Source organism: Flavobacterium plurextorum, from assembly GCF_024638035.1.
Classification (GTDB): Bacteria; Bacteroidota; Bacteroidia; order Flavobacteriales; family Flavobacteriaceae; genus Flavobacterium; species Flavobacterium plurextorum.
On the sequence record NZ_CP100442.1, the window covers coordinates 3,820,277 to 3,836,495 of the forward strand.

The window sequence follows — 16,219 nt, forward strand, 5'->3', positions numbered from 1 at the left end:
TTGCATGTATAAACAGTATCTAATTAGTTTTCAATAACTAAACATTAACATTTCATTTAAATACTGTTCCATAATTTAATTACTATTTTTGAGTCTATTAAAAACCAACTTACCAGCATGATAAAAACTCCAGTTCAACTAATTCTGTTTTTTTTAATAAGTTTTAACATCGCATTCGGACAGCAGCCACAAAAACCAAATTCTGTAGAGATTTACAATCAAATCAAAAAATTAAACTTTTTAGGATCAGTTTTGTATGTTGCAGCACATCCTGATGATGAAAATACACGTTTGATCTCTTATTTTGCAAACGAAGTAAATGCTAGAACTGGATATTTGTCACTGACGAGAGGAGATGGCGGTCAAAATTTAATTGGTCCGCAATTGCGTGAATTACTTGGTGTAATAAGAACTCAAGAACTTATTGAAGCCCGAAAAATAGATGGCGGCGAGCAGTTTTTTTCAAGAGCAAATGACTTTGGATTTTCAAAAACTCCCGATGAAACTTTGCAAATTTGGGATAAGGATAAAGTCTTGGCCGATGTTATATGGACCATTAGAAAATTTCAGCCAGATGTAATAATTAATAGATTTGATCATCGTTCGCCGGGAACAACACACGGACATCACACATCATCTGCAATGCTGAGTGTCGAGAGTTATAATCTTACAAACGATTCAAAAATTTATCCTGAACAATTAAAATTTGTTTCACCTTGGCAGGTAAAAAGACTTTATTTTAATCCGTCGTGGTGGTTTTATGGAAGTCAAGAGAAATTTGATGCTGCTAATAAATCTAATTTTGCAAAATTAGAAACAGGTGTTTATTATACTGGATTAGGAAAATCAAATCAGGAAATTGCAGCTTTGAGCAGAAGCCGTCATCAATCACAAGGTTTTGGAAGTACTGGTGTTCGTGGTGAAGAAACAGAGTATTTAGAAATAATCAAAGGCGAAAACGGGACTGAAAAAGATAATGTTTTTGATGGAATTGATACAACTTGGAATCGTGTTAAAAACGGAAAACCAATCGGCGATTTAATTTCTACAATTATTGCCAAGTACGATTTTAGCAATCCATCTGCGAGTATTCCAGAGTTAGTAAAAGTTTACACAATGATTGAAGCTTTAAACGACGATCATTGGAAGAATTTAAAATCTGAAGCTGTAAAAAATATCATCGCATCTTGTGCAGGTTTGTATTTAGAAGCTGTTGCAAGCGAGCAGGAAGCTACTCCGGGAAGTATAGTGAAACTTAGTTTAGAGGCAATAAACAGATCTCCAGTAAACATGCAGCTAACAAGTGTTACTTCATTGCCAGACAATAAAGTAACTATTCAGAATAGTGTTTTAAAAAACAACAGTAATCAAAAGTTTATCCTTCAAACAAAACTGCCGGAAAACATTGAATATACTCAACCTTATTGGTTAAAAGAAAAGGCAACTGTTGGAATGTATACTGTTTCAAATCAAGAAAATATTGGGATTCCTGATATTATTAGAAATGTAAAAGTTGTTTTTACCATAAAAATTGAAAATGTCGAAATTCCGTTTGAGCGTACCGTTATTTACAAATACAACGACGGCGTAAAAGGCGAAATGTATAATTTTCTGGATATTGTGCCAGATGTTACGACTTCAATTTTAGAGAAAGTGCTTGTTTTTAGAGATACTAACAGTAAAATGGTTCCAGTAAAAGTTCGCGCAGGAAAAGATAATGTAAAAGGAAATTTACAATTAGAATTACCAAAAAGCTGGAATGTAGTTCCTAAACAAATTCCGTTTACTTTAGATCAAAAAGGAAACGAACATATCTTTTATTTTGAAGTTACACCTCCTGTAAATCCAGAAGAAACTATAGCGCAAAGTATTGTTACTATTGACAATAAGCGTTTTGATAAAGCCGAAACAATTATTGATTTCAGTCATATTACAAAACAGATGGTTTTAAAATCGGCCGATTCAAAAGCAATACGAATTGATTTAAAAACCTCAGGAGATGCTATTGCTTATATAATGGGCGCTGGTGATGAAGTTCCTGAAAGTCTTTCTCAAATGGGGTACAAAGTAACGATCTTAAAACCTGAAGAAATCACACCAGAAAAGTTAGATTCATTTAATGTTGTTATTACTGGAGTCCGTGCTTATAACACTGTAAACGCTTTGGCTAACAAACAGAATATCTTATTCAATTTTGTAAAAAGCGGTAAAAATATGATTGTTCAATACAATACAAATGGACAATTGGTTACGGATAAAATTGCACCATATCCTTTAAAATTATCGTACGACCGAGTAACAGAAGAAAATGCAAAAGTTACATTCTTAGCACCAAATCATCCTGTTTTAAATACTCCAAACAAAATTTCATCAAAAGATTTTGAAGGCTGGACACAAGAACAAGGCTTGTATTATCCAAATCAATATGATCCTGCCTTCACTCCTATTATCTCTTCACACGATAAAGGCGAATCAGCCAAAGATGGCGCGTTATTAGTAGCGCCGTACGGAAAAGGATATTATATTTACACCGGTTTAAGTTTCTTTAGAGAACTACCTGAAGGTGTAGCAGGAGCATATAGATTATTATCTAACATGATTTCGCTGAAACAGCCAATAGAAGCTCCTAAACAAGATATAAAGCAATAAAAAACGAAAGTATGGAAGCTAAAAAAGTAAAAAAATGGAAAAAAAGCTACACCTATGTTTTGGTTGCTAATGCCATTTATATTTTAATATTTTTCTTAATCATGCAATTATACTCATAACCTATGCAGCTATTTGATTGGATCGTACTTATTGTAACACTTTTATTCATAGTTGGATATGGTTCTTGGAAAACCAAAGGAAGTAAAAATGTTGAAGACTTTATTCTTGGTAATAACGAAACTCCTTGGTATACTGTAGGACTTTCGGTAATGGCTACACAAGCAAGTGCCATCACTTTTTTATCGACTCCAGGACAAGCTTATCATGACGGAATGGGTTTTGTGCAGTTCTATTTTGGACTGCCAATTGCAATGATAGTAATCTGCGTTACTTTTATTCCGCTGTACCATAAAAATAAAGTTTTTACCGCTTATGAGTTTCTTGAAAAACGTTTTGATGTAAAAACGCGTTCACTAGCAGCAATTTTATTCCTTGTTCAAAGAGGATTAGGAACTGGACTTACCATTTATGCACCTGCAATTATCCTCTCTGCACTTTTAGGTTGGAATCTTACCGTAATGAACATTATCATTGGTGTTCTCGTAATTATTTACACATTCTCGGGCGGAACAAAAGCCGTAAACGTTACTCAGAAACAGCAGATGTTTGTGATTATGTCGGGTATGTTTATTACATTTTTCCTGATTTTACATTATCTTCCAAATGATATGACATTTAACAGCGCTATGCATATCGCTGGTGCAAATGATAAAATGAATATTGTTGATTTCTCGTTTGATCCTGAAGAAAAATACACTTTTTGGAGCGGTATTACAGGAGGTTTTTTCCTAGCCCTCGCCTATTTTGGTACCGATCAATCGCAAGTTGGAAGATATTTATCAGGAAAATCGGTTCGCGAAAGCCAAATGGGATTAATCATGAATGGTCTATTAAAAGTACCAATGCAATTTTTTATCTTGTTAACAGGAGTTATGGTTTTTGTGTTTTTTCAGTTCAACCCAGTTCCTTTAAATTTTAATCCAAATAACAAAACAGTAATTGAAAAATCGGTTTTTAAAGAAGAATATCATGTTCTTGAGAAAAAGCTGAGTAAACTTTCAGAAGACAAAAAAGTAATTAACTTATTGTACATCGATCAGTTGAATCAGGATTATGACAATCCAATTCTACGTAAAGAATTAGTTACCTTATCAAATAAAGAAAAGGATTTACGTGATCGTGCGAAAGAAATTATTTTGAGAGCAGACAGTCGCAGTGAAACAAACGATAAAGATTATGTGTTTTTTCATTTCATTTTAAACTATTTGCCAAAAGGATTAATTGGTTTATTGCTTGCCGTTATTTTATCTGCAGCAATGTCGTCAACAGCATCTGGTTTAACAGCATTGGCATCAACAACAGCAATAGATATTTACAAAAGAAATGTCAAAACCGAGAAATCCGAGAAGCATTATCTGAATGCGACGAAGTTTTTTACATTATTCTGGGGAATTGTAGCGATACTTTTTGCCTGTGTTGGAACTTTGTTTGAAAACTTAATACAGCTTGTAAATATGATTGGATCAATATTCTACGGAACCGTTCTAGGAATATTTTTAGTTGGATTCTATTTACGCCGCGTTCAGGCAAAACCTATGTTTTATAGTGCTATTATCAGCCAGATATGTATTTTTATCATTTATTATTTCATGATTTATACTCAGGAAAAACTGGGGTATTTATGGCTGAATTTTATTGGAGCAATTTTAACGATATTATTATCATTGATTATACAGTTTTTATTCTTTAGAGGGAAAACTACTTCTGATGATCAAATAGTTTTAGACTAGAGCAATTTTATGAACGAGAATGTATTTCTAAAACATTTTAAAAATAGTATGTTTTTCTGTACTTCTTTTAAAGATAAAGCAGGAAGAACAGAATATGGAATTTATATTTTTTGCTCTCTTTTAATTTATTATTTTGCTTTACATCTTAATCGTCAAGTTAATCTCGACGATGAAAGAATTCTAAATATATTCTATCAATGTCTAATAATACTTTTTAGTTTTGTTCCTATTCAAGCCGTGACAACAAGAAGATTAAGAGACTTGAATTCAAATCCAATTTTTGTAATTTTTAATTTTATTCCTGTTCTTAATATAGCTTTTGCATTTTTTCTGCTTTTAGCCAAAAGAAAAACAAATGATGACACAGTTAATTAGAAAATTATTCTTTTTACAATTAGTATTATTTGCTTTTCATGCTAATAGTCAAGTTAGTTCAAATAACGAACTAAAAGAAGATCAATCCATATCAACACAACTTTATACTAAATGTTTTGAGAATCTGAATCAAGGATCTGAGATTTTGGAAAAATACCCAGCATTCAAAGACTCTAAATTATGTTCTCTATTGTATTGTACACTTTTACTATCTTATCAAGAAAACGAGATAAAACTGATAGCTGAACAAAGATTGCAAGGGATTGTGACACAGTTATTTCGAGAGGGAAATCCAGTTTACTTAATTTCTGGAATGGAAAGTTACGAGAAGGCTGTAGAAAATAATAAAAATCTAGAAGACGATAATCACATCGTTTATATAAGTATTGGAGCGTGTCAAATTTCGTCGTTTGAGTCAAAAGCTCGGGATATCGTAAATAAACAGACAATGCTTTTAATTAAGCAAGCTTCAAGTAAATGACTTTAAATATTATAAGGCGGATTCGAATCGGTATTATTTATTGTGATTAAAAAGCATTTCAATAAAATCTTTTATCTTTGATAAAACCTTCAAATATCTAAAAATGAAACCATTAATTGTTTTAATTCTCATTTTTTTAGTTTCAGTTTTCGCATTAAAATTCCTCACAAATCAATACGATATACCAATGGCGGCAAGAATCGCAATGTGCGTAATGTTGTGTTTTACAGCAATAGCACATTTTGTTTTTACCAAAGGAATGGTAATGATGATTCCCGAAAAAATCCCATTTAGAACAGAGTTGGTTTATACAACTGGAATAATTGAAGTTATATTAGGGATATGTCTTTTGATTTCTTCAACGAAAGTTTATTCAGGCTGGATATTGATTATATTCTTTATCTTTTTACTTCCCGCCAATATTTATGCAGCCATAAAACATATAGATTATCAAAAAGGAACTTATAATGGAAATGGAACTTCGTATTTGTGGTTTAGAATTCCGCTGCAGATCGTTTTTATTGTTTGGACATTTTGGTGCGCAGTTTTATACTAAGTATATTTTTGATTTTAATTTGTAATCAAGAATCAGGAAACAAACTAATTGCAATATTGCTAAAAAAACATATTAAATTTTGTAAATTAGTCCATTAAAAGCTTTTTCATGAAAGACCTTAAGAAGTATAGCAATAAAACCAAAGCAGCCTTTGTTTTACTGATCGTAATGCTGTTAATTTTACTTGGAAATTTTAATACTCTGCAAAATTCTAAAAATGTAAACAAACATATCAATGCAATCTACAATGACCGACTGGTTGTAGCGCACTATATTTTTCAATACTCAAAGGAACTTCATTTTATAAAAGCCGAAGCCGAAAAACTGGACTTAAGCGACAATATTAAAAAAGATGAAATTATACATACGCTGAATATCATTCATAATATTGATGATTTGTATGCTAAAACGGTTCTCACAAACAAAGAGAAACAGCATTTTGATGCTTTTTTAAAATCCTGTAAAGAAATTAATAAACAAGTCGAAAATAAAGATTGGAGCAAAATTGCTCTTTCTAGCACCGAAGCTTTAAAGACGCTTGAATCTTTATCGCAAATCCAGATACAAGAAGGAAAGTCGCAATTAGCAAATGCCAATGCAATGTATAGTAAAAACAATAGTCTTGGTCAGCTTCAAATTGCATTATTAATAGTTTTGGGTGGAGTTACCTGTTATCTTCTAATAGTCAAAAAAATCAAAAGAACAATTAAAATTCCTGAACCGCCAAGTTTAAACTAAGGCCTAAAGACTATTTGTAATTTTAAAAATTAAACAAAAACCACTCCGTACTTTCATTCAGAGTGGTTTTGTTATTTAAGTTAAGCTGTTAAACGCTTTTTCTTCCGCTGACCAGCGAAATGACGAATAACACCAAAAATATAAAAAATAAAATTTTTGCTATACTAGCGGCTCCAGCGGCAATACCTCCAAAACCAAATATTCCTGCAATAATTGCCAGAATAATAAATATGACTGTCCATCGTAACATAATAAGTAATTTTAGTTAATATCGATTTTGTTTGTTTCTCAATTATTCTTCTCAAATAAATACATATGAGTTAATCAAACTGATTTACCAAAATTCATCAAAAAGAAAGATTTTTCTGTTATATAATTTTAAGAATAACTTTCATAATTAAGGTTTCACTTGTAAAAGTCTGATAATAAATACATAAAAGTAAGATTTTACATATTTATTGATTACTTGTTTGTCTAATTTAACTACATTAGCCGTAAAGAAGATAAATCTTACTTAAATATTGTTTATAACCTATAAATCAGATAATATGAGTGATGGAAAAATACTATTTGATTCTAATTTTAATTTAGATCTAGGCGTATCAAGTCAAAGTAGAACCTATGGTTTTAGTTATGAAAATTTCGAAAACAATGTTTTGAAAACACAGTTATTCTATGAACTTGAAGTCACAATTATTGATACTAGTGATGCTGGTAATTATTTTTTTGAAATAGATCGAAAAACAATATACATCAACAATAAAACAGATTACTCACAAATAGAAAAAGTAGCAGACATTGCAGCTCAATCTATTTTTCCGCTTAAAATTAAGATAAAAAAAAACGGGCAAATAGATTATATCCTAAATAGAGAGCAAATTAAGGATCGATATTTAAGTGCACGAAAAAGAATTCTAGAATATTACAAAGGAGACAAAATTGATGTAATCATTCGTAGAATTGATTCTTTGTTCTTAAATGATAATCTGTTAGATAAATTTATCTCAAAAAACTGGTTTTTCCACCTATATTTTAAACCTCTGTATGCTGATTATACTGATAAACTAGCCAAAAAATATGTTTGGAAATCCCCTGTATTTGGAAATCAGATAATCGAATATGATGTTGTGCAAACCATACAAGAAAAGTATTCAGATGATGACAAAGTAATTATTAAGATCTGTGGAATTTCTATTGATAAAAGAACAGTTGACGAGATAATAGAAAAGTTTACTTATTCTAAACTAAAATACTCAGAGGCTGAATTGACTCCTGTTGAATCTAAAATGAATGTTGGTTATAAATTATACAAAGAAGATCGAAGTATATTTTCAATAACAGGCACTTTTGAGACTAAAATCAACGAAACTAAACAGCAAAAAGTTCAGCTTGAGATTTATCATTTAAGTAACAGTTCATCTTACAGGCCTTTGGATGATTCAATACAAAAACAAAACTTTAAAATATTTCAATCCTGGCAGACTGCAGGAGATGAAGATATCATAGATATTTCTAAACGAAAATGGCAAGTTCCAAATCCTAATCCAGAACCTCCAAAAATATTAGGAACTCCAAAAGAAAAAATCGAATTTTTTGTAGATGTAGGATCTGAAATAAAAATAAATTCCAGTTTTTGGGATTGGATAATATCAATTTTTAAAAAGAGAAAATAAGTTAACCTTAAAAATAAAAATGATGAGCGAAAAACATTATGTAGTTCAAGGAGCAGTTTGTCAATGTAAATATAGTGTGGCACCGCAAACTGATATTTTGCAGGTAAAAACACATTCTAAACATTATGCCAATGACAACAGCGAAAAAGATAAACTCATTGCAACTGATAAAGAAATTGGGCAAACAATGAAGAAAAATACTTTTAGTAAGTGCAAAAAACAACCTAGAGGCAATGATTTTGAGATTTGCGTAGTAGATGTTACTGAATGGTCTGGTGTTTATGAAAAAGTTACCTACTCTAACAACGGCAAAGCCTTGCTTGAAGACAGCAAAGCAACCTGTAGTAAAGGCACACCTGATTGTATTTCGATTATAAATCATGGACAAACAGTAGAATTATCAGAAAAGAACATACAGAATAGTTCACCTCAAATATTGGCTGAAATTCTGCCTGGAGTAAATTTTAGTGATTTTGAAGAGGAAGCATTGCTAATTAATAATACACAAAATGAGTAAGACATTACATATTATACCTAAAGAACCACTTGCGCAAGGTCAAAAATGGAATGCTGAAAAAGGGCATTTGGTACTCACTAATGCAGGAATATTTACCGTTGAAATTATTAAAACAGATGCGCTGCACAAAGATGCACCAAAAAAACTGCCACCATTTAACAGACGAACTCAAGAAGAAGTTTGGAAAATAACAGATTATGACAGCCGATATTGGGTCGTTCAGGCGCATAACCAAAGAGATAAGGACGAGGAAAAATATAATAAGGATAAAGAAGCCTTTAACAAAAAACTTCAGGAAGAACTAAGTAATTTAAGCTGGTGCTGGGAAATTGTTGGCAAAGGCATGGCGGGAAGAAAAATCTCTCACAATAAATCTTTTTCAAAAGGGCTTCCAAGCGATTTTTATAAACAAATAAAGTTTCCTAAAATAATAGAGGGCGGCGCACCGGCATGGTTAGAAGTTTTTACAGACAAAGATCCCGCAACAGGACAATTACCTGACGGAATGTTTGTGAGTGCAAATGGAACACCTAAAGTTATTGCAGCAGAATGGCGTGATTATACAGGGAAACTTATTACCGAAGAAATTGCATTTGGTTCTACTGTTTACCTGCATATTTATACCGAGGCATTGTTTGGGCAAAATATAGAAATACAATTAAGAGATACAAAATTTGCAAATGCCGATTTAACACCAACTCCAAGCGATGAAGACGGTGACCCTATACAGAAACTCGATGCAAAACCTTTAACACGATTTACGCGCGAAGTAAAAACACATCAATATAATGCAGTAACTAAACCGCCTGCCGGTTCTGTTACAGATGCTTTGGTAACAGAAAAAGAAAAAGGACAGTTTTCTGTTTCAAATGTACAAAAATGTGTTTTCCCTGTTTTTGTAGAGCATGCTTGGCAGTTTCAGGGAGCGGGATTTTTAGACAGCGGTGAAAAATTATTGATTAACCCAATAGTATTTCATGCAAAAATAAAAAACAAGAAAATAGACCTGGATGATTGTGTGCTTAAAGTTTCCAGAGACGGAATCCTGATGCCAGGTGAATTAAAAGGCAATAATCCTTTGATGCTAGGTAAGGAAGACAAAACCGGCTCACCAGAAGACCAAAAGAAAATCGATTTTACGTTTGGAGTTTTTATTGATGGAACTTTAAACAATATGTACAATACTATTGCCAGACAAACTTGGGAAGAAGATCAAATTAAGAAAAAGCATGCTGATCTTTCTAACGAAGAACAGCAAAAACAGATAGAGAATCCCGAAGAACATTTAAAAGTGGCCGCATCCAGCCAGAAACAAATAGGAAAAGAAAAAGAGAGTCGATATAAATATTCAGACGATAATAGTTTTGAAAATGATTTAAGTAATCCAGCTATTATTTATAAAAATTATTCAATAGATCCAACTAATAAATCACACCCTGTATTCAAAATTTATACCGAAGGAATGGGTTCAAATACATTAAATGATGATGAGAACAATGTTGATACTGGAATTTTGCCGCTCGAAAATTATAAGGGAGATGATTTGGCGGAAGGTTCTGGATTTGGGCAGGGAAAAGCAGGAATACTTGACCGTGTAGAACGAGCTGTAAAACTCATGGCAGATAAAATTATTTCAATGAACCAGAATGAGGTGGGTACAATAACGGTCGACGTTTTTGGTTTCAGTCGTGGTGCTGCTTCTGCTCGTTGTTTTGTCCACGAGATTACGAGACAATCTTATAAGGCAACTGTTGTTTCTACAAGGGGAATGATTCATTATGAAGATGCTAATGGTCATGAAGTAAATAGTGATTACAAAGACAAGATGTTACCTACTAACGGACGATTAGGGTATTACCTCACAGAGCACAAAATTACTTTTGATCGATTAATAATTCGATTTGCAGGCTTATATGATACAGTGCCTCATCATGGTTTTGTACAGTGGAATGATGTGAAAGATTTGGGACTTAATTCGATCAGTAAAGCGAAATATACAGTACATATGGTGGCGGCAGACGAGCATCGTGCTAATTTTGACTTGGTCGATATTTCGTGTATAACAGGAAAAAAAGGAGGAGGAAAAACCAATCGCGGTATAGAGCTGTATTTACCAGGAGTACATTGCGATGTGGGAGGCAGTTACGTAGAAGGACGCAGCGAGGTTAACGGACGATTATTGGTTACGAATTCAATATTTGGCAATGAGCTTGAAAAAGAGCAGGAAATCCTGATAACCGAAGGTTGGTTTAAACCAAAAGAACTAACCATTTATTGGGACAATGCACAGCGAACAATACTAAATGGTGTAGCTCGAGTATTATCTTCAAACAGAGAAGCCATAAGTAATCAATATAGTTATATACCACTGCATTTGATGGTGAAGTTTTGTTTGGATAAAGGAGTTCCTGTATCCTTAAAAAGTGTTATGAATGATTACAAGTTCAAAAACACAAAATTTTCTAACATTTCCTTTTTAGAAAAAGTAAAAACTAGATTAGAGGAATATGCTTTTCATGATGGAAATCCTTTTGTCTATGAAACAACACCTATGCGAACTATAGTATATAGCGCTGATGATCATACCGCCGTTAAGGTTGAAGAAGAAAAACGAAAAAAAGAAGAAGATGATCATAATGCAATTTTAAAAAAATTGCGCCATGAATATCTGCACTGGAATGCAGTTTATGGTGAGGGAATAACAAATACTTTAGCGCAGCCCAATGAGCCAAATTTTAAAGATGGTAAACGAAAAAGAAATGTAAACGGATAATGCAATGAAAAAAATAACTCAATTACTAGGATTAGGAATAATAGCATTGTTATCATGTAACGGTTCAAATAAAAAAAAAATGGAAAACAAAGATAATTTTAGTTGGGGAGTTGGAGTAACCGCACCACGTGAATATCCTGTAGAAATTCACAGAGGATATTTAGGGAATGAAAATAAAATGATTGCAGAATTTATAAATATTGGACTTATACAATATGGCTGGGTCTACGACGGAGAGGCTCTTTCGGGAGGTAATGAAATACCTACACACTTATCCCTAACCTGGATAAGCTATGGCGAGAAGAAATTTTGGAAAATTGAAACTGCAATAGACAAAACTACTCAGGACAAAATACAAAAATTGTTCGAGGAAGGCTATATACGCAAAGAACGAAATGGAGAATTATCTCATATTACTTATAAAAAAATTACTGTAGGATTAGCGCCTGGAGGCACGGTTGTGTTATGGTTGTCAGGGTTGAATAAAAAGGTTGAAATAGCACATTATCAAGCGGTAGAAACATTTGTAAGTGTTAATGAGTTTTGTAGAAATCCTGATGAATTTACTCAACAAGAATTTTATGAAGATCGTTTTGATGATTATTTACCACAAGAAACTAAAGAATACATAAAAAAGAATGGAGTTCCTGTAAACTTATGGAACGAGTTTAGAACCAAATACAATTATCGATTTAATATTCATTTTTATAAAACAGATAAAGAAAGTTCTGAGAGGGAAACAGAATATGTAAATGGCGAAAAAGAAATAGTAAAAATTGAAGATCTTAACGTGTATCAAATTAAACCTTTACCCTCTTATTGCAGGTTTTGGTTTAGCCAATACAATGCCGAAGCAGAATTTGATGGTGAAGAAATATTAAATGCCTTTAAAAAACTTACCATCGCTCATCCTGACAAAAAGATTGAAATAGAAGCTAAAGTGGCATTTATGTACAAAACAACAACATTTACAGTAAGATGTGAGGGAGATGAAATTCCACTTGAGAAAACGGTTGTAAGAATGTGGAAGAATTAAGGATATGAGGAAGTATTTAATCATAATTATAAGTAGTGTTCTTTTTGTTTGTTGCAATAATTCAAATAGCAAAAACATGAAAGATAAACAAAACTTTAACTGGGGAGTTGGAGTAACCGCACCACGTGAATATCCTGTAGAAATTCACAGAGGATATTTAGGGAATGAAAATAAAATGATTGCAGAATTTATAAATATTGGACTTATACAATATGGCTGGGTCTACGACGGAGAGGCTCTTTCGGGAGGTAATGAAATACCTACACACTTATCTCTAACCTGGATAAGCTATGGCGAGAAGAAATTTTGGAAAATTGAAACTACAATAGACAAAACTACTCAGGACAAAATACAAAAATTGTTCGAGGAAGGCTATATACGCAAAGAACGAAATGGAGAATTATCTCATATTACTTATAAAAAAATTACTGTAGGATTAGCGCCTGGAGGCACGGTTGTGTTATGGTTGTCAGGGTTGAATAAAAAGGTTGAAGTAGCACATTATCAAGCGGTAGAGACATTTGTAAGTGTTAATGAATTTTATAGAAATCCAGATGAAGACAGCCAGCAAGAGTTTTATAACTATTTCTATAACGCATATATACCTAAAGAAACTAAAGAATACATAAAAAAGAATGGAGTTCCTGTAAAGCTGTGGAACGAGTTTAGAACAAAATACAACTACCGTTTTAATATTCATTTTTATAAAACAGATAAAGAAAGTTCTGAGAGGGAAACAGAATATGTAAATGGTGAAAAAGAAATAGTAAAAGTCGAAGATCTTACTATTTACCAAAATAAAGCTTTGCCCTCCTACTGCAGGTTTTGGTTTAGCCAATACAATGCCGAAGCAGAATTTGATGGTGAAGAAATACTAAATGCCTTTAAAAAACTTACTGCTGCTCATCCTGACAAAAAGATTGAAATAGAAGCTAAAGTGGCTTTTATGTACAAAACAACAAGATTTACAGTAAGATGTGAGGGAGATGAAATTCCGCTTGAGAAAACGGTGGTAAGAATGTGGAAGAATTAAGAGTATACTAAGTTTCTAAGACTTTTACATAACTTAGAAACTTAGTATTTTCAGGACTTTAGCCTTTCGAAAACTCAGTCCCGCCATAAATCATTTTACCTTTATAAAATACACCTTCCCTTTTAGGTAAACGAGCTACAGCTTCAGCAGAGCAGCTTGCTTTTACCAGAATAAAGTTAGCGTCATTATTTTCTGCAGGCCAAATGCGAGTTCCAGAATCGTTTAGAGGTAAAACTTCATCAGTTGTTGCAATATGCAGTGCACGACTTAAACCAAACTCATCTGTCCAGCCATATAATTGAGCGCATAATTTTGCCTTTTCAAGCATATCACACGTTCCAAAAGGCTGCCAATGGTCAACAATGCTATCCGTTCCAGTCATTAATTTTATACCGTACTTTTTTAAAGTCGGAATTGGCATAATCGTTCTGCCAAATGGAATTGTCGACACTACTCCTATTCCAAGATTTCCCATTTGTTCTGCTATCTTTTCAAGATCTTTAGGATCCATTCTTGCAAGCGCAAAACCATGACTGATGTATGTTTTTCCTTGTAACTGCTTGTTTTCTTCTGTTTTCTTTATAATATATTCAATCGCTGCTTGACCAGACGGCGGTGATTCATGCAAATGTATGTCTATTCCTTTATTTGTATCAATTGCAATTTGAAACATAGCATCAAGCGATTTTTCCATATTGCCATCAACATTTGTAGGATCAAGACCACCAATAAAATCAACGCCCATTGCAGCAGCTTCTCTTAGCAAAGGCTCTGATTGCGAATATAAAATTCCGTGCTGTGGAAAAGCAACAATTTCCCAGCCAAAACTATCTTTATTATTGTTCAAAGCTGCTAGTAAATGCTCTAAACTTTTTAATCCGCTTACAGGATCGATATTACATTGGCAACGAGCAAAGAAACTTCCTTGACTTTGCATTAGTTTAATTGCTTCTTCGGCTTTACGCTGAGAGTCTGGAAGTAATTGCGGAATTATCTTCTGCTCCAGCGTTATCATATCTTTTACCGTATACCCTTTTCTTGGTGCAGCATTCCAAGTTCCTCCATAGTACGTTTTATCAATATGAATGTGCATATCTCGTAATCCAGGAAGCATCAACATACCTTTAGCATCAACATTTTTAAGCTTTAAAGCAGGTTTATCTAAAGTGATACTTTTAATCTTTCCATTCGCAATATGCAAATTATATAATCCCGTTTTAGTAGAAATAACTTCATTTTTTTCGTTGTAATTAAAGCCTTCTTCCAAACGTACATTTGTCAATAGGTATTCTCCTGAAACTTTTTCTTTACTTTCTTCAGGCAGCGGCGCCGCATTTCCTGCAATTCCAGAGAATAAAGCAGCTCCAGTTGCAGCAGCTCCTAATCCTAAAAATTTTTTCCTGCTGATTATATTTTCTTCCATAAACTATGATTTGTTTTTTTAATGCGATTTTAGAATATACTCTAACATTGTTAAAATATATGGATATGCAAAAATCGTTTAGAAATTAAAACAGCAACTGTAATATTACTGATAAGGATGGTAAAAATTATAACTTTCTTTAAAATCACCTGGTGTTTTTCCAGTATATTTTTTAAAAACCTTGCTAAAATATCCATTGTCATTAAAGCCAAGCTGATAAGCAATTTCTTTAATAGATAAATCGGTACTCGTAAGTAAGCGTTTTGCTTCTAGTATTGTTCTCTCTTTTATAATATCTCCTGCCGGTGATTTTAAATATCTCTGAGAAAGTATATTAAGATAGTTGGGAGTGATATTTAACTTATCGGCATAAAAGTTAACCGAGAATTCTTCATTGAAATGATTGTCTATCAGAGAATTGAATTTTTTAATCATTTTTTCAGGTTTGGTAGAAGAATCGTGCTGTGGAAACTGAATTAAATAATCCCTTTGCAATACTTTAAGTAATAAATGCAATCGAAGCAGTACAATTTCTTTTGTACTTAAGTCATTATCAGGCAGAATTAGTTCAATTTCATTCAACTGATCTTTTAATTCCTCAAACTGTTCTTTAGTTACAGAAAGACAGGAAGGAATATTTTGTTCAAAAAAGGGAAATGGGGACAAATTAGAAAATGCATTAACAATTTCTGGTGAAAGCATAAGCTGAAAACCTGTAGTATCAACATTTAAGAGCCAATTATGAACTTGTCCTTGTCGAACAAAATACACTTGATAATCATTGACTGTATATTGTGTAAAATCGACATTGTGCATTCCTGATCCTTTTTCTACAAAGAAAACAAGATGAAAATCGTGTTTATGAGGTTGTTCAAATGCATTTCGCCCTTTTACACTATGACGAAACAAAGTAATACCTAAAGTTTCTTCTCCAAGTATATTGCCAACGGATAAAACGGGAATTGAATGTTTGGTCAAAAGATAATGCAGTTAGTAATAGTTTTTCAAAAATATAGAATTTAAGGACATAAAAGCTATTTTTAAATGTCTGTTTCCGTATTAAATAAAAAAGAGTTCTGCTTTATTTAAACAGAACTCTTTTGGTATTTGAAATA

The 16,219-nt window shown here is 32.6% G+C and carries 14 protein-coding genes; 11 read left to right on the forward strand and 3 right to left on the reverse strand.

All coding sequences use genetic code 11. The features are described from left to right. Positions 1–117: 117 nt before the first annotated feature. The 6 genes from NLG42_RS16970 to NLG42_RS16990 all read left to right on the forward strand — a co-directional run bounded on the left by NLG42_RS16970 (position 118) and on the right by NLG42_RS16990 (position 6,649). Positions 118–2,649 carry a PIG-L family deacetylase gene (locus NLG42_RS16970; protein WP_257681651.1) on the forward strand — a complete coding sequence of 844 codons (2,532 nt, stop codon included), beginning with the start codon at positions 118–120 and terminating at the stop codon, positions 2,647–2,649. Between the two features lie 122 nt (positions 2,650–2,771). Beyond that, complete coding sequence (locus tag NLG42_RS16975) at positions 2,772–4,499, forward strand: sodium:solute symporter family protein (protein WP_089057767.1); 1,728 nt, start codon at positions 2,772–2,774, stop codon at positions 4,497–4,499. Between the two features lie 48 nt (positions 4,500–4,547). Beyond that, entirely contained in the window at positions 4,548–4,874 is a 327-nt protein-coding gene (locus tag NLG42_RS24525) for a DUF805 domain-containing protein (RefSeq protein ID WP_158234860.1), read from the forward strand. Further along, a complete protein-coding gene (locus NLG42_RS16980; protein ID WP_257681652.1) occupies positions 4,855–5,355 on the forward strand; it encodes a hypothetical protein in 501 nt (166 codons plus the stop codon). Before NLG42_RS24525 ends, NLG42_RS16980 begins: the two co-directional genes overlap by 20 nt. Before the next feature lie 103 nt (positions 5,356–5,458). Then, the gene (locus NLG42_RS16985; protein ID WP_257681653.1) at positions 5,459–5,911 is read left to right on the forward strand and encodes a DoxX family protein; all 453 of its coding nucleotides are present in this window, start codon (positions 5,459–5,461) and stop codon (positions 5,909–5,911) included. A gap of 108 nt (positions 5,912–6,019) precedes the next feature. Further along, complete coding sequence (locus NLG42_RS16990; protein WP_099718322.1) at positions 6,020–6,649, forward strand: MCP four helix bundle domain-containing protein; 630 nt, start codon at positions 6,020–6,022, stop codon at positions 6,647–6,649. Between the two features lie 88 nt (positions 6,650–6,737). Here the strand turns inward: NLG42_RS16990 and NLG42_RS16995 are convergent, their stop codons facing one another. After that, positions 6,738–6,899, reverse strand: coding sequence for a DUF1328 family protein (locus NLG42_RS16995; RefSeq protein ID WP_089055742.1), 162 nt, complete (start codon positions 6,897–6,899; stop codon positions 6,738–6,740). A gap of 298 nt (positions 6,900–7,197) precedes the next feature. On the opposite strand from NLG42_RS16995, the gene NLG42_RS17000 reads away from it, so the two are divergent. From NLG42_RS17000 to NLG42_RS17020, 5 genes are all read left to right on the forward strand, one after another. Beyond that, the gene (locus NLG42_RS17000; protein ID WP_257681654.1) at positions 7,198–8,322 is read left to right on the forward strand and encodes a hypothetical protein; all 1,125 of its coding nucleotides are present in this window, start codon (positions 7,198–7,200) and stop codon (positions 8,320–8,322) included. A gap of 19 nt (positions 8,323–8,341) precedes the next feature. Next, complete coding sequence (locus NLG42_RS17005) at positions 8,342–8,839, forward strand: DUF4280 domain-containing protein (protein ID WP_307774280.1); 498 nt, start codon at positions 8,342–8,344, stop codon at positions 8,837–8,839. Beyond that, complete coding sequence (locus NLG42_RS17010; protein ID WP_257681655.1) at positions 8,832–11,612, forward strand: T6SS phospholipase effector Tle1-like catalytic domain-containing protein; 2,781 nt, start codon at positions 8,832–8,834, stop codon at positions 11,610–11,612. Before NLG42_RS17005 ends, NLG42_RS17010 begins: the two co-directional genes overlap by 8 nt. 4 nt (positions 11,613–11,616) lie before the next feature. Then, complete coding sequence (locus tag NLG42_RS17015) at positions 11,617–12,648, forward strand: DUF2931 family protein (protein WP_257681656.1); 1,032 nt, start codon at positions 11,617–11,619, stop codon at positions 12,646–12,648. 76 nt (positions 12,649–12,724) lie between these two features. After that, complete coding sequence (locus tag NLG42_RS17020; RefSeq protein ID WP_257681657.1) at positions 12,725–13,681, forward strand: DUF2931 family protein; 957 nt, start codon at positions 12,725–12,727, stop codon at positions 13,679–13,681. 58 nt (positions 13,682–13,739) lie between these two features. On the opposite strand, the gene NLG42_RS17025 is transcribed toward NLG42_RS17020, so the two are convergent. Beyond that, a complete protein-coding gene (locus tag NLG42_RS17025) occupies positions 13,740–15,104 on the reverse strand; it encodes an amidohydrolase (RefSeq protein ID WP_257681658.1) in 1,365 nt (454 codons plus the stop codon). Between the two features lie 105 nt (positions 15,105–15,209). Then, entirely contained in the window at positions 15,210–16,082 is an 873-nt protein-coding gene (locus NLG42_RS17030; protein ID WP_257681659.1) for an AraC family transcriptional regulator, read from the reverse strand. Between the last annotated feature and the right edge of the window lie 137 nt (positions 16,083–16,219).

Bases quoted from the DNA above. Each gene is read 5' to 3' on its own strand.
- NLG42_RS16970 (WP_257681651.1), top strand. From the start codon at position 118: ATGATAAAAACTCCAGTTCAACTAATTCTGTTTTTTTTAATAAGTTTT.
- NLG42_RS16975 (WP_089057767.1), top strand. From the start codon at position 2,772: ATGCAGCTATTTGATTGGATCGTACTTATTGTAACACTTTTATTCATA.
- NLG42_RS24525 (WP_158234860.1), top strand. From the start codon at position 4,548: ATGTTTTTCTGTACTTCTTTTAAAGATAAAGCAGGAAGAACAGAATAT.
- NLG42_RS16980 (WP_257681652.1), top strand. From the start codon at position 4,855: ATGATGACACAGTTAATTAGAAAATTATTCTTTTTACAATTAGTATTA.
- NLG42_RS16985 (WP_257681653.1), top strand. From the start codon at position 5,459: ATGAAACCATTAATTGTTTTAATTCTCATTTTTTTAGTTTCAGTTTTC.
- NLG42_RS16990 (WP_099718322.1), top strand. From the start codon at position 6,020: ATGAAAGACCTTAAGAAGTATAGCAATAAAACCAAAGCAGCCTTTGTT.
- NLG42_RS16995 (WP_089055742.1), bottom strand. From the start codon at position 6,899: ATGTTACGATGGACAGTCATATTTATTATTCTGGCAATTATTGCAGGA.
- NLG42_RS17000 (WP_257681654.1), top strand. From the start codon at position 7,198: ATGAGTGATGGAAAAATACTATTTGATTCTAATTTTAATTTAGATCTA.
- NLG42_RS17005 (WP_307774280.1), top strand. From the start codon at position 8,342: ATGATGAGCGAAAAACATTATGTAGTTCAAGGAGCAGTTTGTCAATGT.
- NLG42_RS17010 (WP_257681655.1), top strand. From the start codon at position 8,832: ATGAGTAAGACATTACATATTATACCTAAAGAACCACTTGCGCAAGGT.
- NLG42_RS17015 (WP_257681656.1), top strand. From the start codon at position 11,617: ATGAAAAAAATAACTCAATTACTAGGATTAGGAATAATAGCATTGTTA.
- NLG42_RS17020 (WP_257681657.1), top strand. From the start codon at position 12,725: ATGAAAGATAAACAAAACTTTAACTGGGGAGTTGGAGTAACCGCACCA.
- NLG42_RS17025 (WP_257681658.1), bottom strand. From the start codon at position 15,104: ATGGAAGAAAATATAATCAGCAGGAAAAAATTTTTAGGATTAGGAGCT.